Source organism: Rhodococcus sp. NPDC058532 (genome assembly GCF_042719255.1).
Taxonomy (GTDB): domain Bacteria; phylum Actinomycetota; class Actinomycetes; order Mycobacteriales; family Mycobacteriaceae; genus Rhodococcus_G.
Genome location: NZ_JBHXNU010000010.1, coordinates 56,033 through 75,379, shown reverse-complemented (window position 1 = coordinate 75,379; position 19,347 = coordinate 56,033). Strand labels below are relative to the sequence as shown.

Annotated in this window: 20 protein-coding genes; 14 read left to right on the top strand and 6 right to left on the bottom strand. The window is 69.6% G+C overall.

All coding sequences use genetic code 11. From position 1 onward, the window contains the following. Positions 1-248: 248 nt before the first annotated feature. Together ACFWQG_RS13675 and ACFWQG_RS13670 are read left to right on the top strand one after the other, a co-directional pair. Entirely contained in the window at positions 249-452 is a 204-nt protein-coding gene (locus tag ACFWQG_RS13675) for a hypothetical protein (RefSeq protein WP_378508169.1), read from the top strand. Positions 453-578: 126 nt separating this feature from the next. Then, on the top strand, positions 579-2,249 hold the full coding sequence (locus ACFWQG_RS13670) for a 4Fe-4S binding protein (RefSeq protein ID WP_378508168.1): 1,671 nt from the start codon (positions 579-581) through the stop codon (positions 2,247-2,249). Between the two features lie 89 nt (positions 2,250-2,338). Here the strand turns inward: ACFWQG_RS13670 and ACFWQG_RS13665 are convergent, their stop codons facing one another. After that, complete coding sequence (locus ACFWQG_RS13665; protein ID WP_378508167.1) at positions 2,339-2,833, bottom strand: SixA phosphatase family protein; 495 nt, start codon at positions 2,831-2,833, stop codon at positions 2,339-2,341. Between the two features lie 288 nt (positions 2,834-3,121). Here ACFWQG_RS13665 and ACFWQG_RS13660 point away from each other — a divergent pair, with 288 nt between their 5' ends. After that, entirely contained in the window at positions 3,122-4,651 is a 1,530-nt protein-coding gene (locus tag ACFWQG_RS13660; RefSeq protein ID WP_378508166.1) for a DHA2 family efflux MFS transporter permease subunit, read from the top strand. Between the two features lie 66 nt (positions 4,652-4,717). Here the strand turns inward: ACFWQG_RS13660 and ACFWQG_RS13655 are convergent, their stop codons facing one another. Continuing rightward, the gene (locus ACFWQG_RS13655; RefSeq protein WP_378508165.1) at positions 4,718-5,158 is read right to left on the bottom strand and encodes a PaaI family thioesterase; all 441 of its coding nucleotides are present in this window, start codon (positions 5,156-5,158) and stop codon (positions 4,718-4,720) included. A gap of 122 nt (positions 5,159-5,280) precedes the next feature. On the opposite strand from ACFWQG_RS13655, the gene ACFWQG_RS13650 reads away from it, so the two are divergent. Both ACFWQG_RS13650 and ACFWQG_RS13645 read left to right on the top strand, forming a co-directional pair. Then, a complete protein-coding gene (locus tag ACFWQG_RS13650; RefSeq protein ID WP_378508164.1) occupies positions 5,281-5,664 on the top strand; it encodes a hypothetical protein in 384 nt (127 codons plus the stop codon). 155 nt (positions 5,665-5,819) lie between these two features. Further along, positions 5,820-7,061: an acyl-CoA dehydrogenase family protein gene (locus ACFWQG_RS13645; protein ID WP_378508163.1), complete on the top strand. Its 1,242-nt coding sequence runs from the start codon at positions 5,820-5,822 to the stop codon at positions 7,059-7,061. 46 nt (positions 7,062-7,107) lie between these two features. Here ACFWQG_RS13645 and ACFWQG_RS13640 read toward each other — a convergent pair whose 3' ends face one another. Beyond that, a complete protein-coding gene (locus ACFWQG_RS13640) occupies positions 7,108-7,569 on the bottom strand; it encodes an SRPBCC family protein (RefSeq protein ID WP_378508162.1) in 462 nt (153 codons plus the stop codon). Between the two features lie 105 nt (positions 7,570-7,674). Between ACFWQG_RS13640 and ACFWQG_RS13635 the strand changes: the two genes are divergently transcribed. Then, positions 7,675-8,148, top strand: a complete 474-nt coding sequence (locus ACFWQG_RS13635; protein WP_378508161.1) for a DUF309 domain-containing protein — start codon at positions 7,675-7,677, stop codon at positions 8,146-8,148. A gap of 100 nt (positions 8,149-8,248) precedes the next feature. Here ACFWQG_RS13635 and ACFWQG_RS13630 read toward each other — a convergent pair whose 3' ends face one another. Next, complete coding sequence (locus ACFWQG_RS13630) at positions 8,249-8,389, bottom strand: hypothetical protein (RefSeq protein WP_378508160.1); 141 nt, start codon at positions 8,387-8,389, stop codon at positions 8,249-8,251. Positions 8,390-8,566: 177 nt separating this feature from the next. After that, positions 8,567-8,719 (bottom strand): hypothetical protein, encoded by a 153-nt coding sequence (locus tag ACFWQG_RS13625; RefSeq protein WP_378508159.1) that lies wholly within the window; start codon positions 8,717-8,719, stop codon positions 8,567-8,569. A 234-nt stretch (positions 8,720-8,953) separates the two neighbouring features. On the opposite strand from ACFWQG_RS13625, the gene ACFWQG_RS13620 reads away from it, so the two are divergent. From ACFWQG_RS13620 to ACFWQG_RS13590, 7 genes are all read left to right on the top strand, one after another. After that, positions 8,954-9,745, top strand: a complete 792-nt coding sequence (locus ACFWQG_RS13620; RefSeq protein ID WP_378508158.1) for a TIGR03084 family metal-binding protein — start codon at positions 8,954-8,956, stop codon at positions 9,743-9,745. Positions 9,746-9,810: 65 nt separating this feature from the next. Then, positions 9,811-11,466: an acyclic terpene utilization AtuA family protein gene (locus ACFWQG_RS13615; protein WP_378508270.1), complete on the top strand. Its 1,656-nt coding sequence runs from the start codon at positions 9,811-9,813 to the stop codon at positions 11,464-11,466. Next, positions 11,463-12,614: an acyl-CoA dehydrogenase family protein gene (locus ACFWQG_RS13610; protein WP_378508157.1), complete on the top strand. Its 1,152-nt coding sequence runs from the start codon at positions 11,463-11,465 to the stop codon at positions 12,612-12,614. Before ACFWQG_RS13615 ends, ACFWQG_RS13610 begins: the two co-directional genes overlap by 4 nt. A gap of 17 nt (positions 12,615-12,631) precedes the next feature. Next, positions 12,632-14,230: an acyl-CoA carboxylase subunit beta gene (locus ACFWQG_RS13605; protein WP_378508156.1), complete on the top strand. Its 1,599-nt coding sequence runs from the start codon at positions 12,632-12,634 to the stop codon at positions 14,228-14,230. Positions 14,231-14,237: 7 nt separating this feature from the next. Beyond that, on the top strand, positions 14,238-16,250 hold the full coding sequence (locus tag ACFWQG_RS13600; protein WP_378508155.1) for a biotin carboxylase N-terminal domain-containing protein: 2,013 nt from the start codon (positions 14,238-14,240) through the stop codon (positions 16,248-16,250). 5 nt (positions 16,251-16,255) lie between these two features. Beyond that, entirely contained in the window at positions 16,256-17,446 is a 1,191-nt protein-coding gene (locus tag ACFWQG_RS13595; RefSeq protein ID WP_378508154.1) for an acyl-CoA dehydrogenase family protein, read from the top strand. A 2-nt stretch (positions 17,447-17,448) separates the two neighbouring features. After that, positions 17,449-18,252: an enoyl-CoA hydratase family protein gene (locus ACFWQG_RS13590; protein ID WP_378508153.1), complete on the top strand. Its 804-nt coding sequence runs from the start codon at positions 17,449-17,451 to the stop codon at positions 18,250-18,252. An 82-nt stretch (positions 18,253-18,334) separates the two neighbouring features. Here the strand turns inward: ACFWQG_RS13590 and ACFWQG_RS13585 are convergent, their stop codons facing one another. Then, positions 18,335-18,469, bottom strand: a complete 135-nt coding sequence (locus ACFWQG_RS13585) for a hypothetical protein (RefSeq protein ID WP_378508152.1) — start codon at positions 18,467-18,469, stop codon at positions 18,335-18,337. 168 nt (positions 18,470-18,637) lie between these two features. Here ACFWQG_RS13585 and ACFWQG_RS13580 point away from each other — a divergent pair, with 168 nt between their 5' ends. Beyond that, on the top strand, positions 18,638-19,258 hold the full coding sequence (locus tag ACFWQG_RS13580) for a TetR/AcrR family transcriptional regulator (protein WP_378508151.1): 621 nt from the start codon (positions 18,638-18,640) through the stop codon (positions 19,256-19,258). Positions 19,259-19,347 lie beyond the last annotated feature (89 nt).

Below are 19,347 nucleotides of genomic sequence, written 5' to 3'. Positions count from 1 at the left end.
ACAGCTCGTTGTTTTTTTTCCCCCCTTCGCCGCCCGTTTTTTGGTCGCCCCCCCCCATTCTCTTCCCCTGCCCTGTTCTGTCTCCCCCCCCCCCTGGGGGGAAAACCCCCCCACGGTGCCGATGTCGGGGACGGCCCCGCACTCTTCGTGAGTGCGGGGCCGTTCCGCGTCTATCGTGGGGGGGGAACCGGACATTCCGCTCCGGCCTGCACCGCGAGGACTTCTCGCCGACCTGAGGGAGCGACGACATGGCAGGCAAGGGAATCGACAAGGTGAAGACGCAGGCGGCGTTGGAGACGGTGCGGGAGAGTCCGGGCATCGCCGCGATCGTCGCGGCACCGGTGGTGATCGGGTTCGGCGTGCTCTGGTGGGCGATCGGCTTCTGGCCGGCGCTGCTGTCGGTCGCGGTGGTCGTCGCCGTTGTCGTTGGCTTGCGGAAGCTGCGGGGCTGACCGCTGGTTCCGGGTCGGCGGGTCCGATCCGGGACCATTGTCACTTCCATCACAACCTCTGTGACATACCTCGCATCGAACGAGTACTCTCTGCGAGAACATGTTCTATTTTGGAGGAGATCGACAGTGGCGTTCGTGATCACTCAGCCTTGTTGCAACGACGCGAGTTGCACCGAGGTGTGCCCGGTGGACTGCATCCATCCGACGCCGGACGAGCGGGCGTTCAAGAGCACCGAGATGCTGTACATCGATCCCGAGAGCTGCATCGATTGCGGCCTCTGCGTTGACGCCTGCCCGGTCAACGCGATCTTCCGTGACGACGACCTGCCCGCGTCGATGGAACGGTACGCCTCCATCAACGCCGACTACTTCGCCGCGGGCGATCTCGAGGACGCCGCACCAGGCCCGTCGCTGAAGTTCCCGAAGAACGTCGACGAGCCGTTCCGCGTCGCAATTGTCGGCGCGGGGCCGTCCGGGTTCTACGCGGCCCGCGAACTGCTCGCGTTCAAACGGTCCGGCATCGAGGTCGACATGTTCGACCGGCTGCCGACACCGTGGGGACTGGTGCGCGCGGGCGTCGCCCCCGACCACCCCGAGACGAAGGCCGTCACCGACCTGTTCGCCGAGGTGTCCCGCAGGCCCGGCTTCCGCATGCACCTCAACGTCGAGGTCGGCACCCACATCAGCCACGCCGAACTCCTCGAACATCACCACGCGGTGATCTACACGGTCGGCGCGCCGAGCGACCGGCACCTCGGCATCGCGGGCGAGGAACTGCCCGGCAGCCTCGCGGCCACCGAGTTCGTCGCCTGGTACAACGGCCATCCCGACTACGCCGCCCGCGACTTCGATCTGACCGGGAAGCGGGCGGTCATCGTCGGCAACGGCAACGTCGCGCTCGACGTGGCGCGGCTGCTGGTCCTCGACCCCGACACCCTCGCCAAGACCGACATGGCGCAGCACGCGGTCGACGCGTTGCGGGACAGCGCGATCGAGGAGGTCGTGCTGCTCGGCAGGCGCGGACCGGCTCAGGCCGCGTTCACCAACCCGGAACTCCTCGCCCTCGGGCACCTGCCGGGTGTGGATGTCGTCGTCGACCCGGCCGAGCTCGAGCTCGACGAGGTCAGCGCCGCCGAGGTCGCGGCCAACCCGGCGAAGAAGCTCAAGCTCGACATCCTCCGCGAGTACGCGGCCCGGCCCCTCTCCGGTCACCCGAAGCGGATCGTCCTGCGGTTCCTGGTGTCCCCGGTCGAGGTGCAGGGCACCGACCACGTCACCGGGCTCGTCGTTGCCCGCAACGAGATGGTCGCCGACGAGTCCGGCGCCATGCGTGCCCGCAGCACCGACGACACCGAGGTCCTCGAGACCGGCCTGGTGCTGCGCTCGGTCGGCTATCGCGGCGTCCCGGTCCCGGACCTGCCGTTCGACGAGTCGAGGGGCACCATCTCGAACGTCGGCGGCCGGGTCACCGAGGTCGGCACCGACGTCCCGGTGCCCGGCACCTACACCGCGGGCTGGATCAAGCGCGGGCCGTCGGGTGTCATCGGCACCAACCGGCAGTGCGCACACGACACCATCGCACTCATCCTCGAGGACCTCACCGCCGAGCGCCTCGACACCCCGAAGGCGGATCGGGACGCCCTGGTGGCGTTGCTCGCGGACCGGCAGCCCGACGAGGTCGACTGGGCGGGCTGGAAGCTGATCGACGCCCGCGAACGCGAACTCGGCAAGGCGGCGGGCCGTCCCCGCATCAAGCTGCTCGACGTCGCGGAGATGGTGTCGATCGCGAAGGGCTGAGCCCTACCGCGAGTGCGGAGCCGTCCGGGAGCCGGGCCTGTGGAGCACAGGCCCGGCTCCCGCCGTTCGACGGTCGGTCGCGGGATCGGTCAGCGCGGCACGTGGAACGAGGTCAGGGTCGCGCCTGCGACGTGGATCCCCGCCCAGGCGTCCGTGACGGCCAGTGTTGCCAGCGCCGACGTCGGGAACTTGTCGGCGATCCGGTCCGCGTACCGCGACCGGGGGTCGAGGGCCGTCGCGGCACCGGGAATGCCGGGATCGTGCCCGACGACCAGCAGGGTGCGCACACCGGCGGCGGTGCCCGCGATCTCGTGCAGAACCTGCGCGGGTGTCGCGCCGTACAACAGGTCGCTGTAGCGGGTGGGGGCGTCGACCCCGGCCGCGGCGAGGGTCAGGCGGGTGCGCGTCGCGGTCGAGCACAGCACCGCGTCGACGGGCGGCTGGGTGCGCCGGATCCAGTCGCCTGCCAGCGCGGCCTCCCGGCGTCCCCGCGACGCGAGCGGCCGATCGTGATCGGTCACCCCGTCGGGGTACGCCGACTTTCCGTGTCTCAGGAGGATCAGGGTTCGGGCGGCCGCTGCCATGTCCAGCAGCGTATTCGCGGCAGGCAACGAGCGGGTGTACGGGGAAACTCGGTTGCCCGACGCGGGCGCGTCGTGATCGGATCGGCGGGTCAGGGGCATCGGCCAACGGGTGATGCCCCTCACAAGTATTCGCCATTGACGGACGGTGTACGTCATCGTTGACATTCGTAGCGCGGTCGATGGCCGCGCCGTTGCTCGTGATCGTCAGCGCGAAACGCTTCGTGCCGATTGACCGCACGCGAGGGCCGCCGTCCCGCGTGTCCACCAGATGACCCGTCAGGAGACCCCATGACGACGCCGACACCGGGAGCCCCCGCGGCCTCGGACAAGATCGACGGCGCAGTTCTCAAGATCGCCAGCGTGGTGGTGCTCGGCGCCATCATGTCCATTCTCGACGTCACGGTCGTGTCCGTCGCCCTGCCGACGTTCATGCAGGAGTTCAACGCGACGTACGCCACGGTCGCCTGGACGATGACCGCGTACACGCTGGCCCTCGCCGCCGTCATCCCGGCCACCGGCTGGGCGGCGGACCGGTTCGGGACCAAGCGGCTGTACATGACCGCGCTGGTGTTGTTCGTCGCAGGATCGGTGCTGTGTTCGGTCGCCTGGAGCGTCGAGTCGCTGATCGCGTTCCGCGTGATCCAGGGACTCGGCGGCGGCATGCTGATGCCGCTCGGCATGACGATCATGACGAAGGCGGCAGGCCCGCACCGGGTCGGCCGGGTCATGGCGGTGCTCGGCATCCCGATGCTGCTCGGGCCGATCGGCGGCCCGATCCTCGGCGGCTGGCTGATCGAGGCGGCGAGCTGGCACTGGATCTTCCTGATCAACCTGCCGATCGGCATCGTCGCCCTGATCGCCGCGTTCATGCTGCTGCCGTCCGACAAGCCGCAACCGTCCGAGTCGTTCGACTTCCTCGGCATGCTGCTGCTCTCGCCCGGCCTCGCGCTGTTCCTGTTCGGCGTGTCCTCGATCGCCGAGGGCGGCGGCGGTCTGACGACCCGCGTCGTGGTGTCCTGCGCGATCGGTCTGGTGCTGGTGGTCGCCTTCGTGTTCCACGCGCTGCGCCGCGCCGACCACCCGCTGATCGACCTGCGGCTGTTCAAGAACCGCAACCTCACGATCGCGGTGCTCACGTCCAGCCTGTTCGCGGTCGCCTTCATGGGCGCGGGCCTGCTGTTCCCGAGCTACTTCCTGCAGGTGCGCGGCGAGACGACCCTCGCCGCCGGACTGCTGCTCGCCCCGCAGGGCATCGGCGCGATGGTCACAATGCCGATCGCGGGCAATCTGGTGGACCGGATCGGCCCCGGCAAGATCGTGATGTTCGGTATCGCGCTGATGTCGGTCGGCATGGGCGTGTTCACCCAGCTCGGCGCGGACACCCCGTACCCGCTGCTGCTCGGTGCGCTGTTCGTGATGGGCCTCGGCATGGGCTGCACGATGATGCCGATCATGACCGCGGCGATGCAGACGCTGACCGATCACACCATCGCGCGGGGCTCGACGTTGATGAACATCGTCCAGCAGGTCGCCGGATCCGTCGGTACCGCGACCATGTCGGTGGTGCTGACGAACCAGATGAAGGACCGTCCGGAGGCGGCGGCCGTCGCCGCGGCCCAGCACGACCCGTCGGTCGCGGCGCAGCTGCCGCCCGGTGCGATCGAGCAGGGGCTGTCCGCGGCCGCCGACGCGTTCGGCAACACCTTCATGGTTGCGCTGGTGCTGCTGCTGCTGACGCTGATTCCGGCGTTCTTCCTGCCGCGCCGCAAGCCGGCCGCGCCCGCATCGGGCGAGGCGGCCCCGGTGGTGATGCACTGACGCACCGGACCTGACGGTGTGATCCGGTGGGCCCGCCTTCCCATGAGGGAGGCGGGCCCACCGGCGTCAGGAGGGGGCCCGGTCGAGGTCGATGCGGGTCGCCGACCCCTGCGCCGCGGCGCACAGCGTGGTGCCGTCCGGTCCGTCGACGTACACCTCGCAGCGGCACAGTGCCTGCCGTCGGGTGGCGCTGACCGTGCTGGCCGTGGCCCGCAGCAGGGTGCCGACGGCGGGCCGCAGGTAGCTGATCGTGAAGCCAGCGGTGACGATGCTCGGCCCGAGGACCGTGCCCGCCGCGAAGGTGAGGGCGTTGTCCGCGGCGTAGGACAGCACGCCGCCGTGGACGAACCCGTGTTGCTGCAGCAGGTCGGGTCGGATCGGAATCTCGAGGGTGGCGGCGCCGTCGGTGTAGTCGGTGAGGCGGGCGCCGACGAGCGCGCTGAACGGTTGCGCGGCGAGGACCGCGGCAGCATCGGCGAAGCCGGGGGAGTCGTTGTCGCTGCTCACGAGTTCCGATGATGCCACCAACGGGGTGTCGCGGGGCGGTTCCGCGGCATTGTCGGTGCCCGGCGCTAACGTCGAACCAGACGGAACCGATGTGGGAAGCAGCACACGGAAGAAGGCGCATCATGGCGACCGCACCCCAGCCGTCCGAAAAGTTCACCCGGGCCGATGACCCCTCCCCGCCCGCCGCGGCGCTGCCGCCGGGACGCGAATGGGACTTCTTTGCGGTGGTCGGCACCTCCGTGCAGGGCGGGCACACCCTGGCCCGGCTCGGTCCGTCGGGTACCGCGCTCGACGCGCTGCGGGTGGCGGTGCAGTCGGTCAACCACACCGCGTACTCGATGCTCGAGCAGGGGGTTCCCGGCGACCCCTGCGCCGAGTCGCGACTGCTGGAACGCTTGCCGATCACGGAATTCAGCGTGCAACGGTGCCGCCGCGGCAGCGCCGACCCCGACCCGACGTGGTCGCTGTCGGGCGGGCGGCATCAGCGGCTGCGGCGCGCGGCCTGACCTCAACGGCGGCGCCCGTGCGGCTCATGCCACCAGTATCGGACGAAGGGCAGCTCGAGTCCGGCCCGATCCGGCCGCACTCCGGACACCGAATCAGAACGTGTTCTATATTTGCGTGACTGCCTGATTGCCCGAAAACGCTTGGAGTTCACGACATGTACGAGTGGTCCGATACCGACCTGATGTTCCGCGACGCACTGCGTGGCTTCATCGACAAGGAGATCAAGCCGCACGTCGACCGGCTGGAGAGCGGCGAACTGCCGCCGTTCGACATCATCCGGAAGATGTACGCCACCTTCGGGATGGACGAGATGGCCACCGAGGCCCTCGAGAAGGCGTTCGGGAAGGAAGAGGCGCGCGAACGCGGCGAGGCAGCACCCGACTCCGGCGAGAAGGGCGGCGGCTTCAGCGGCGCGGGCAGCATGGGCGTCATTCTCAACAGCGAACTCGCTGGCGTGAGCCTCGGCCTGGTCGCGTCGATGGGCGTCAGCCTCGGCCTGACCGTCGGGACGCTGCGCAGCCGCGGCACCCTCGCGCAGAAGAAGCGCTGGCTGCCGGAGCTGGTCACGATGGAGAAGGTCGGCGCGTGGGCAATCACCGAGCCCGACTCCGGGTCGGACGCGTTCGGTGGGATGAAGTCCTACGTCCGGCGCGACGGCGACGACTACATCCTCAACGGCCAGAAGACCTTCATCACCAACGGCCCGTACGCCGACGTCACCATCGTCTACGCCAAGCTCGACGAGGGCGACGCCTCCGTCGACCGTCGCGATCGCAAGGTCCTCGGCTTCGTCCTCGACAAGGGCATGGAGGGCTTCACCCAGAGCGCGCCGTTCAAGAAGATGGGCATGAACTCCTCGCCCACCGGTGAACTGTTCTTCGACAACGTCCGGATCAGCAAGGACCGCCTGCTCGGCGAGACCGAGAACCCCGCCAAGGGCGACGGCAAGGAGAGCGCGAAGGAGTCGTTCGCGGCGGAACGGATCGGCATCGCCTCGCTCGCGCTCGGCATCATCAATGAGTGCCAGCGGCTGTCCATCGACTACGCGAAGAACCGGAAGCTGTGGGGCAAGGAGATCGCCCAGTTCCAGCTCATCCAGCTCAAGCTGGCCGAGATGGAGGTCGCCCGCCTCAACGTGCAGAACATGGTGTTCAACGCGATCGAGCGCACCGCGTCCGGGAACCCCGTCACGCTCGCCGAGGCCTCCGCGATGAAGCTGTACTCCTCGCGCGCGGCGACCGAGGTGGCGATGGAGGCGGTGCAGCTGTTCGGCGGCAACGGCTACATGGCCGAGTACAAGGTCGAGCAGCTCGCGCGGGACGCGAAGTCGCTGATGATCTACGCGGGCTCCAACGAGATCCAGGTGACGCACATCGCCAAGGGCCTGCTGGCCTGACGGATGCGCCCCGCCCGCCCGTCACCACCGGGCGGGGCGGGTGGGGTCAGCTGCCCCGCGGGTCCTCCGCCAGCGCCTCGGTCCGTGCCCGCAGGGTGGCCTCGGTGTGCGCGATCGCTGTCCCGACGATCGGTTCGACGATCTTGGCGAGCGCCTTGCCGAGCAGGCCGCCGGGAAGGGTGTAATCGAAGTCGACGGACAGCTCGGTGTTGCCGTCCGGGGTGGGGGAGAATCGCCAGGTCGACCCGTTGCTGATGCCGTCGACGGATTCCAGGCGGATCAGCCGGTCCTGCTCCCATTCGGTGATCCGGACCCGGGAATTGAGTGCCTTCGGGCCGAGCTGCATGGTCGCGTCGAAGGTGGCGCCAAGGCCGTGGGTCTGCGACCCGACCGGTTCGAAGCGCGTCACCCCGAACATCCAGTCGGGGACGTTGCGGTAGTCGTCGACGTAGGCGAACCCGGCGCCGACGTTCACCTTCGCGACCGCGGTGCGGTGGATGTGAGCCATGCTTCTCCTTGCGTGCTGTCCACGACTAACCCTGTTACCCAGGGTAACGGGTAATGGGCCGAGTTGGACAGTCGTTCGACAGAGTGCTGGCTCTAGTCTTGGGGTGTGGACCGACGAGAGCGTGACTCGGCTGGCCGTCCCCGCAACGCCCGACCTCGGGACGGGTTGGGTCGACCGCTGGCGCGGGGCATGGCCGGGGTGCCCCGCGCTCCCGAGGGGCTGGTCCGGACGCCGGCCGACACCGTTGACGAGGCGCAACGCCTGTTCGATGCCGGGCTGCCGTTTCACGCCCACGAGGTGCTCGAGGACGCGTGGAAGTCGGCGCCGGAGGCCGAGCGCCCGCTGTGGCAGGGGCTCGCGCAACTCGCGGTCGGGTTCACCCACCTGCGCCGCGGCAACCGGGTCGGCGCGGGGTCCCTGCTGGTCAGGGGGCGAGACCGGATTCGGCCCTATGCCGCCGACCCGCCCCATGGTCTCGACATCGCGGGCCTGCTCGCCTGGGTGGAAGCGGTCCGCGGCGCCCTTGAGGACGCGCTGATGTCCGATGCCGACCTGCCCGGCCCGCGATTGCGTCGCTGACCAGCGCGTCAATCACGAAATGGTGACGACCGTGATCGTCAACGAAAACGACGCGGGGCCACCGGCGTGTGCCGGTGGCCCCGCGTCGTGGGGCGCGTGCCTACTCGGCCGAGAGGCTGCTCAGCGAGCCGGTGCTGCTGCTGCCGCTGCCGCCGCCGTTGCTGGAGCCCGAGGAGATGTTGTCGAGAGCGTCGAACACCGTGGCCAGACCGCCGAACAGATCCGCGAAATCAGAGGACATGACTTTAACTCCTGGTTTGCTGGTACCTACATTTGTGGACGCCTGGACAAGCGTTCGCGCTATTTGTACACGATGTGACCAGGCTGTGACCAGACCTTCGTTTGGAGATAACGGGCAGCGTCCGCTGTTTGATCGACGTTCGCCCCGGTGCGCCCGGGATGGTGCGGGGTTCCGGATTTAGCCGAGGCCGATCGACCCGAGTCCCACCGAGGATCCGCCGGCGCCGAGGCCGAATTCGATCGAACCGACCCCGATGCCGAAGACCGGCTGCGGCGGGGGCAGTAGCGAGAGCAGGAGGCCGAGCGGGTCCGAGGGCATTTCGATGGACATGTGACTCCTTGGTGTGGGGGAAGTGGGCCCTGACGCGCGTCAGTTGTACAGCAACCCGGGTCGGTCCGGGGTGGAATCGCAGGGCGATCGTAGGGTTGAACATTATTGCGGCACAGCGATATTCGATGTCCGAATCGGGTCGGGCTGCTGCGGCGGCGGAAAATAACAATCAGGCGTGCTTGATTTTTTCCCGCACCACGGTGATCCTGGACACATCACCGTGGAGGGAGAGGTATGGCGGAACTGGACGCCGTGGTCGCCGACCTGCTCGCCGAGGGGAGCGAGCTGGACGCGATGGTCGATGCACTGGGGGAGGACGGCTGGGCCACCCCGACCCCCGCACCCGGGTGGACCGTCGCGCACCAGATCGGGCACCTCGCCTGGACCGACCGCGCCGCGCTGCTCGCCGTCTCCGACCCGGCCGCCTTCGCTGAGTCGCTGACCGCGGCCTGGGCCGACCCGGCGGGCTTCGTCGATGCCGGGGCGGAGGCGCAGGCGCGGCGCAGGCCCGCCGACCTGCTCGCGGACTGGCGGACCGGACGCGCCGCGCTGGCGCGGGCGCTGACCGAGACGCCGCCCGGTACCAGGCTGCCGTGGTACGGGCCGCCGATGAGCGCAATGTCGATGGCCACCGCCCGACTGATGGAGACCTGGGCGCACGGGCAGGACGTCGCGGCCGCGCTCGGCGTCGAGACCGAACCGACGAGCCGCCTCCGGTCGATCGCGCATCTGGGGGTGCGCACCCGCGACTTCGCGTTCACGGTCCACGAACTGCCCCCGCCCGTCGAGGAGTTCCGGGTCGAGCTGACCGGCCCGGACGGTGCCCTCTGGGTGTGGGGTCCGGACCGCGCGTCGCAGCGGGTGACCGGCCCCGCGCACGACTTCTGCCTGCTGGTGACGCAGCGGGCGCATCCCGACGACCTCGCCCTCGCCGCGGTGGGACCCGACGCGCACACCTGGCTGGGCATCGCCCAGGCGTTCGCCGGCCTGCCCGGTGTCGGGCGCGAACGAAAGGCGCAGCAGTGACCAGCACCATCCGGATCGGCAACTGCTCCGGCTTCTACGGTGACCGGATCTCCGCAGTGCGCGAGATGCTCACCGGTGGCGACCTGGACTACCTGACCGGGGACTATCTCGCCGAGCTGACCATGCTGATCCTCGGCCGAGACCGGCTGAAGGACCCGGGCCTCGGCTACGCCAAGACGTTCCTGCGGCAAATGGAGGACGGTCTCGGTCTTGCGATGGACCGCGGCGTCAAGATCGTCGTCAACGCGGGCGGCCTCAACCCGGCCGGGCTGACCGACCGGCTCCGCGAGCTTGCGGACCGGGTCGGTGTCCCCGCCCGATTCGCGCACGTGGAGGGCGACGACCTGACCGCCCGGGCGGGCGAACTCGGGCTGGGGCAGCCGTTGACCGCCAACGCCTACCTCGGCGCGTGGGGCATCGCCGAGTGCCTCGGCGCGGGCGCCGACGTCGTGGTGACCGGGCGGGTCACCGACGCCTCCGTTGTCGTCGGTCCCGCGGCCCACCACTTCGGCTGGAGCCGAACCGACTACGACCGCCTCGCCGGGGCGGTCGTCGCGGGGCACGTGATCGAGTGCGGCACCCAGGCCACCGGCGGCAACTTCGCGTTCTTCACCGAGATCGCCGACCTGGGCCGACCCGGCTTCCCGATCGCCGAGGTCCGCGCGGACGGCACCTCGGTCATCACCAAGCACGAGGGCACCGGTGGCGCCGTCACGGTGGACACCGTCACCGCGCAGCTGATGTACGAGATCCAGGATGCCCGGTATGCGGGACCCGACGTCACCGCCCGGATCGACAGCGTTGCCCTCACCCAGGTCGGGCCCGACCGGGTCGAGATCTCGGGTGTGCGGGGCGAGGCGCCGCCGCCGCGGCTCAAGGTCTCCCTCAACACGCTCGGCGGGTTCCGCAACGAGATGGCGTTCGTTCTCACCGGACTCGACATCGACGCCAAGGCCGACCTCGCCCGGACGCAACTGGAGGCCTGGCTTCCGGAGCGCCCGGCCGAACTGACCTGGAACCTCGCCCGCCTGGACCGGGAGGACGCGGACACCGAGGAACGGGCGAGCGCGATCCTGCGCTGCGTGGTCCGGGATCCCGACCCGCACCGGGTCGGTCGCGCCTTCTCCAACGTGGCCGTCGAACTCGCGTTGGCCAGCTACCCGGGGTGCACGTTCCTGTCGATGCCCGGCAACGGCGCGCCGTACGGGGTGTACACGCCCGGATACGTCGACGCGCACCAGGTTCCGCACGTCGCGGTGCTTCCCGACGGAGCCCGGTCCGAGATGGCCCCGCCCGACGACACCCTGGCCCTCGCGCCGCTGCCCGACCCGGACCTGCCGCCGCCGCTGCCCGTCGGCGCGACCCGGACCCGGCCGCTCGGCGCCGTCGCGGCCGCCCGCAGCGGGGACAAGGGCGGCAACGCGAACATCGGCGTCTGGGTGCGCACGGACGACCAGTGGCGATGGCTTGCGCACACGCTCACCGTCGACGAGATCCGACGCCTGCTGCCGGAGACCGCGAACCTGACGATCACCCGCACCCTGCTGCCCCGGTTGCGGGCGGTGAACTTCGTGGTCGAAGGCATTCTCGGCATGGGTGTCGCCTATCAGGCCCGCTTCGATCCGCAGGCGAAGGGACTCGCCGAATGGCTGCGCTCGCGGCACGTGCCGATACCCACCGCACTGCTTGACCCGAACGACGCGCAGGAGGCCGCCTCGTGACCGACGCCTGGAACACCCCCGAACGACGTGAACTACGCGAGACCGTACGACGATTCGTCGAGAAGGACGTCCTCCCGCAGCAGGACGCGTGGGAACGCGCCGGGGAGTTGCCCCGGGACCTGCACCGCAGGGCCGCCGAACTCGGCCTGCTCGGGGTCGCGTTCCCCGAGTCGGTCGGCGGTGGCGGCGGCGACCCCGTCGACGCGATCGTGATCTGCGAGGAGATGCACTACGCGGGATGCTCGGGTGGGCTGTTCGCGTCCCTGTTCACCTCCGGGATCGCGCTGCCGCACCTGGTCGCGGCGGGGGACCCCGGTCAGGTCGAGCGGTGGGTGCGGCCCACCCTGGCCGGTGCGGCGATCGGTTCGCTCGCGATTACCGAACCCGGCGGCGGCTCCGATGTCGGCCACCTGACCACCCGGGCGGTCCGCGACGGCGACGACTTCATCGTCAACGGCGCGAAGACGTTCATCACGTCCGGGTGCCGTGCCGACTTCGTCGTGACCGCGGTCCGCACCGGAGGCGACGGCGCAGCCGGGGTGTCGCTGTTGGTGATCGAGAGGGGCACACCGGGATTCACCGTTGCCCGCAAGCTGGAGAAGATGGGCTGGCTCGCCTCGGACACCGCGGAACTGTCCTTCGTCGACTGCCGCGTCCCCTCGGCCAACCTGGTCGGCGCGGAGAACACCGGTTTCGCGCAGATCGCCAAGGCCTTCGTCGCCGAACGGGTCGCCCTCGCAGCGCAGGCGTATTCCAGCGCTCAGCGCTGCCTCGATCTGAGCCTGGACTGGTGCCGGGACCGCGAGACCTTCGGGCGGCCGCTGATCAGCCGCCAGTCGGTGCAGAACACCCTGGCCGAGATGGCACGGAAGGTGGACGTCTCGCGCGTCTACACCCGCTCGATCGTGGATCGCTACACGGCGGGCGACGAGAACGTCCTCGCCGAGGTGTGTTTCGCGAAGAACACCGCGGTCGAGGCGGGGGAGTGGGTCGCGCATCAGGCGGTGCAACTGTTCGGTGGTCTCGGCTACATGCGGGAGAGCGAGGTCGAACGGCAGTACCGCGACATGCGAATCCTCGGAATCGGCGGCGGGACCACCGAGATCATGACGTCCCTTGCCGCAAAGCTGCTCGGATTCCAAGCCTGACACTGAGGGGACAACTGATGACACTGATCGGATCGACGCTCGACACCGCGGGCGAGGGTTTCGTCGCCGCAGCGGAGTCGATGCGGACCAAGCTCGACGAGGTGCAGCGCGAGTTCGACAAGGCGCTCGCCGGCGGCGGAGCCAAGGCCGTGGACCGCCATCACACGCGGGGAAAGCTGTTGGCGCGGGAGCGGATCGAGCTGCTGATCGACGAGGATTCGCCGTTTCTCGAACTGTGCACCCTCGCCGCGTGGGGCAGCGAGTTCCCGGTGGGGGCGAACGTGGTCACCGGCATCGGGGTGATCGAGGGTGTCGAGTGCATGATCGTCGCCAACGACCCCACCTCCCGCGGTGGCGCCAGCAACCCGTGGACGATCAAGAAGAGCTTCCGGATCAACGAGATCGTCGAGCAGAACCGGCTGCCGGTGATTTCCCTTGTCGAGTCCGGGGGTGCCGACCTGCCGACGCAGAAGGAGGTCTTCATTCCCGGCGGGCGGATGTTCCGGGACCTCACCCGTGCGTCGGCAGCGGGAATCCCCACCGTGTCACTGGTGTTCGGCAATTCCACCGCCGGGGGCGCCTACATCCCCGGCATGTCCGACCACGTCGTGATGATCAAGGAACGTTCCAAGGTGTTCCTCGGCGGGCCCCCGCTGGTGAAGATGGCGACCGGCGAGGAGTCCGACGACGAGTCGCTCGGCGGTGCGGAGATGCACGCCCGCACCTCCGGACTCGCCGACCACTACGCACAGGACGAGTACGACGCGATCCGGATCGGCCGCAGCATCGTCCGGCGGCTCAACTGGCGCAAGCAGGGGCCTGCCCCCCGCCGCGAGGTCATCGAACCGCTCCTCGACGCCGAGGACCTGCTCGGCATCGTGCCCACCGACCTGAAGGTGCCGTTCGATCCGCGTGAGGTGATCGCCCGGATCGTCGACGGCTCGGACTTCGACGAGTTCAAGCCGCTGTACGGAAGTTCGCTGGTCACCGGATGGGCCGAACTGCACGGCTATCCGATCGGGATCCTCGCCAACGCGCGCGGGGTGCTGTTCTCGGAGGAGGCCAAGAAGGCCACCCAGTTCATTCAGCTCGCGAACCGGGCGAACACGCCGCTGCTGTTCCTGCACAACACCACCGGGTACATGGTCGGCAAGGAGTACGAGCAGGGCGGCATCATCAAGCACGGCGCGATGATGATCAACGCGGTGTCGAACTCGACCGTCCCGCACATCTCGGTCCTGATGGGCGCCTCCTACGGCGCAGGCCACTACGGCATGTGCGGCCGCGCCTACGATCCGCGCTTTCTGTTCGCCTGGCCGAGCGCGAAGTCCGCGGTGATGGGACCCGCGCAGCTCGCGGGGGTGGTGTCCATGGTGATGCGCGGAAGCGCGGAGGCCAAGGGCGTCCCGTTCGACGAGGACGCGGACAAGGGTATGCGGGCGATGATCGAGGCCCAGATCGAGGCGGAGTCGCTTCCGCTGTTCCTGTCCGGCCGCGTCTACGACGACGGCATCATCGACCCACGCGACACGCGCACCGTGCTGGGAATGTGTCTGTCGGCGATTGCCACCGCCCCGATCGAAGGCACCGCGAACTTCGGTGTCTTCAGAATGTGAGCCACCCGTGACCGTCACCTCCAACGCGATCACCGCCGTCCTCGTGGCGAACCGCGGCGAGATCGCCCGTCGGGTCTTTGCGAGTGCGCGGGCGGCCGGAATCGCCACCGTCGCCGTGTATTCCGACGCCGATGCCGACGCTCCGCACGTCCGGGAGGCGGACGTCGCCGTGCGCCTGCCCGGGAACACTCCCGCCGAGACCTACCTGCGGGCGGAGGCGCTCGTCGCCGCCGCCCTCGCCGCGGGCGCCGACGCGGTGCATCCCGGATACGGATTCCTCTCCGAGAACGCGGAATTCGCCAAGGCCGTCCAGGATGCCGGGCTGACGTGGATCGGACCGCCGGTCAAGGCGATCGAGCTGATGGGCTCGAAGGTGGAGTCGAAGAAGATGATGTCCGCCGCCGGTGTCCCGGTGCTGGCCGAACTCGATCCGGCGCAGGTCACCGACGCCGATCTGCCGGTGTTGGTCAAGGCGTCCGCTGGCGGCGGCGGACGCGGCATGCGGGTGGTGCGGACGCTCGCCGACCTGCCCGGACAGATCGAGGGCGCCCGGGCGGAGGCACGATCCGCGTTCGGCGATCCGACGGTGTTTTGCGAGCGGTATCTCGAGACCGGGCGGCACATCGAGGTGCAGGTGATGGCCGACGGCCACGGCACCGTCTGGGCCGTCGGCGAACGCGAGTGCTCGATCCAGCGTCGCCACCAGAAGGTCGTGGAGGAGGCGCCGTCCCCACTTGTCGAGCGCCTGGAATCGGCAGGAAAGGGCATGCGTGACAGCCTGTTTCAGGCCGCGGTCGACGCCGCATCCGCGATCGGCTATGAGGGCGCAGGCACGGTGGAGTTCCTCGCGGACGAGGCGGGCGGCTTCTACTTCCTCGAGATGAACACCCGGCTGCAGGTCGAGCACCCGGTCACCGAGCTGACCACCGGGCTCGACCTGGTGGACCTGCAGTTCCAGGTGGCGTCCGGGACCGCCCTGGACGAGCGGCCCCCCGCCCCGCACGGGCATGCCATCGAGGTCCGGCTGTATGCCGAGGACCCGGCCCGCGACTGGCAGCCGCAGTCCGGGACGATCCACGCCATTGAGATCCCAGGCGTGGACACCGAATTCGGGGTTCCGTCGGATCGGAGGGGGCTGCGGCTGGACTCCGGCGTCGTCGACGGCTCGGTGGTCGGGGTGCACTACGACCCGATGCTCGCCAAGGTCATCGCCTGGGCGCCGACCCGCAGGGATGCGGCGAGCCGGCTGGCGGCGGCGCTGGCCCGGGCGAGGATCCACGGCCTGGTCACCAACCGGGACCTGCTGGTGAACGTGCTGCGGCATCCGGCCTTCCTGGCCGGTGACACCGACACCGCGTTCTTCGACCGGCAGGGTCTGGGCATGCTCGCCGCTCCGCTCGCGACGCAGGCCGCGGAACGGATTTCGGCCCTTGCCGCGGCGCTGGCGCAGGCAGCCGCCAATCGCGCATCGGCACGGGTGATCGGTGCGTTGCCGAGCGGATGGCGCAACGTCCCCTCGCAACGACAGCGCAAGGTGTTCGAGAGTGCAACGTGCACACATGAAGTCGAGTACCGGATCGGGCGGGACGGCGCCCTGGACACCGACGGCGTCGGCGCCGTCGACCTGGTGTCGGCGACCCCGGATCGGGTGGTGCTTGTGGTTGACGGGCTCGGTCGCGCCTTCGACGTGGCGCGCTACGGGGACCTCGTGTGCGTCGATTCGACGCTGGGCGGGTCCGCGTTCCGGGCGGTGCCGCGGTTCGTCGACCCCGCGACCGCGGTTGCCGCCGGGTCGCTGCTCGCCCCGATGCCGGGCACGGTGATCCGGCTCGGCGCCGCGGCCGGGGACCGGGTCACCGCGGGCACCCCGATTTTGTGGCTGGAGGCCATGAAGATGGAGCACACCATCACCGCGCCAGCGGACGGTGTGCTCACCGAACTGAACGTCACCGTCGGCCAGCAGGTCGACGTGGGTGCCGTTCTCGCGATCGTCGACGACACCACCGGGACAGGGGAGTGACGCACATGGGTTTCATCGAGACCGACGAGCAGAGGGAATTGCGGACGGCGGTCGCCAGCCTCGGCGAGCGCTACAACTACGTGGACTACGTGCTGCCGCGGGCCCGCAGGGGTGAGCCGCTCACCGAATTGTGGAACGAGGCGGGCAAACTCGGCTTCCTCGGGGTGAACCTGCCGGAGGAGTACGGCGGCGGGGGTGCGGGCATCTACGAGCTCGCGCTCGTCCAGGAGGAACTGGCCGCGCAGGGCGCGGGCCTGCTGCTCGTCGTCGTGTCCCCGGCGATCTGCGGCACCATCATCGGCAAGTACGGCACCGAGCAGCAGAAGCGGACGTGGCTGACCGCGCTCGCCGACGGCAGCAAGATCATGGCGTTCGGGATCACCGAACCGGATGCGGGCTCGAACTCGCACCAGATCACCACCACCGCACGGCGGGATGGTGACGGGGCGAGCGGAGCGACGGGGGATCAGCGGGACTGGATCCTGTCCGGGAACAAGATCTTCATTTCCGGGGTGGATCAGGCGGACGCCGTCCTGATCGTCGCCCGGACCGAGGACCACAAGACCGGCAAGCTCAAGCCAGCGCTGTTCATTGTTCCCACCGACGCCGCCGGATTCGAGCGGACGCGGATGGACATGGACATCGTCGCACCCGACCACCAGTTCGCCCTGTTTCTCGACGAGGTGCGGCTCCCGGCGGACGCGCTGGTCGGATCCGAGGACGCGGCGCTGATGCAGCTGTTCGCTGGCCTCAACCCGGAACGGATCCTTGGTGCGTCGATGGCGATCGGGATGGGGCGCTACGCCCTGAACGCGGCAACGACGTACGCGAACGAGCGGTCGGTCTGGAAGACGCCGATCGGCGCGCACCAGGGCATCGCGCATCCGCTCGCGCAGTGCAAGATCGAACTCGAGCTCGCGAAGCTGATGATGCAGAAGGCAGCGGTGTTGTACGACAGCGGCGACGACTTCGGTGCCGCGGAGGCCGCGAACATGGCGAAGTACGCGGCGGCGGAGGCGAGCATCAAGTGCCTGGACCAGGCCGTCCAGACGCACGGCGGTGGTGGCCTGACGAAGGAGTACGGGCTGGCCGCCATGCTCGGTGCGGCGCGCATCGCGCGGGTCGCCCCGGTGAGCAGGGAGATGATCCTCAACTTCGTTTCCCAGCATTCCCTCGGGCTGCCGAGGTCGTACTGACGATGGGGACCGAACCGAGCTCCGGGCCGTACGTCCGCTACGAGGCGGCGGACGGCTTCGCGACCGTGACCCTGGACTCGCCGCACAACCGGAACGCGATCTCGTCGCGGTTGGTCGGGGAGCTCCGGGAGGCGCTGTCCCGTGCCGCCTCGGACGATTCGGTGCGGGCCGTCGTGCTGGCCCACACCGGGGGGACGTTCTGCGCGGGCGCGGACCTGTCGGAGGCGAGCGGCGCGGCGGAGGCGGCCGACCCGGCGGCGCTTGCCGCCAGGCGCACCACGCAGATGACCGACCTGCTGCGCGCGTTCCTTGAGCTGCCGAAACCGATCGTCGGCCGGATCGACGGCCACGTCCGGGCGGGCGGGATGGGGCTGGTCGGGGCCTGTGACCTGGTCGCGGCAGGCCCGTCTGCGACGTTCGCGCTCACCGAGGCCCGGCTCGGGCTTGCTGCGTCGATCATCTCGCTGACGGTGCTGCCGCGGATGTCGTCGCGTGCGGCGGGCCGCTACTTCCTGACGGGGGAGAAGTTCGGCTCGGCGGAGGCGGCGGCGATCGGGCTGATCACGGCTGCCGCCGAGGACGTCGACGTCGCGGTGGCGGGGTGGTTGGCGGAGTTGGCGCTGGCGTCGCCGCAGGGGCTGGCGGAGTCGAAGTGGTTGACGACGGCGGGGATGCTGGCGGGTTTCGATCGTGGTGCGGCCGGGCTGGCCGCGCAGTCCGCGCGGCTGTTCGGCACCCCGGAGGCGATCGAGGGGATGACGGCGTTTCTGCAACGTCGGCCGCCCGCGTGGGCGCCGACCCGATGAGCTGGGGAGGTGGTGACAGCATCGAGCCCGTGCCCGCCGGGCGGCGGACACGGGCTCGATGCTGATTGTGTGGCTTGTCGCCTCAGGCCTGGCCGAAGGCCTCGTTCGCGGCGTCGGCCGAGCCGGCGAAGAAGCTGACGGCGCCGGCGAGGTCGCTGACCGCGCTCGCGAGGTCGGCAACGAAGTCGAGGCCGGGGATGATCTCAGCGGAACCCATGAGTACTCCTAAAGTCTGGATGTAACGGTCGTACAACGCTCGGCCCCCCTCTAGGAGCCGACTCATTCGTACCGCAGGGCAATTTGTGATTGCAATGTGATCTACATCCGGAAACGTGGAGTTTCCCTGTGTGTTACATAGGGCCGCTCGGAAGGGGCGAGGTAACCGATGCGTGAACCGCAACAGGACCGCAGCAGGCTGACGCGGCAGCGGTTGCTCGAAGCAGCGATCGACTGCCTCGCAGAACAGGGCTGGGCCGCAACCACCGTCGGCGTGGTCGCCGCGCGAGCCGGCGTCTCGCGCGGGGCCGCACAGCATCACTTCCCGACCCGTGAGGACCTCATCACCGGCGCGCTGGAGTTCATGTTCGATTCCCGGATGCAGCAGGCGCGCGACGAGGCGGTGGACCTGCCCGTCGGTGCGGGACGGACCGCCGCGGTGGTCGGCCGCCTGGTCGACTACTACACCGGCACCCTCTTCAAGGCGGCGCTGCAGGTGTGGACGGCGGCGTCGTCGGACCCGGCCCTGCGCGAGCGGGTGCTGCCGCTGGAGGAACGGTTCGGCCGCACCGCGCACCGGGTCGCGGTCGACCAGCTCGGCGTCGACGGCTCCGACCCACGCGTCCGGTCGCTGGTGCAGGCGACCCTTGACCTCGCGCGCGGGCTCGGGCTCGCCGACATCCTGACCGACGATTCGGGTCGCAGGCGGGACATCGTCCGCAGCTGGTCCGAGCAACTCGACGCCGCGCTGGCGGATGCGTCCACGACGCGCACCCCGCGCCCGAGCTGACCGCGGCACGTCGACCCGCGCGATCGGCCCGAGCCCCATAGGATGTCCATTTCGAGGGGTTCGCGTGTGTGTGCGCCGCACCGGCGCCG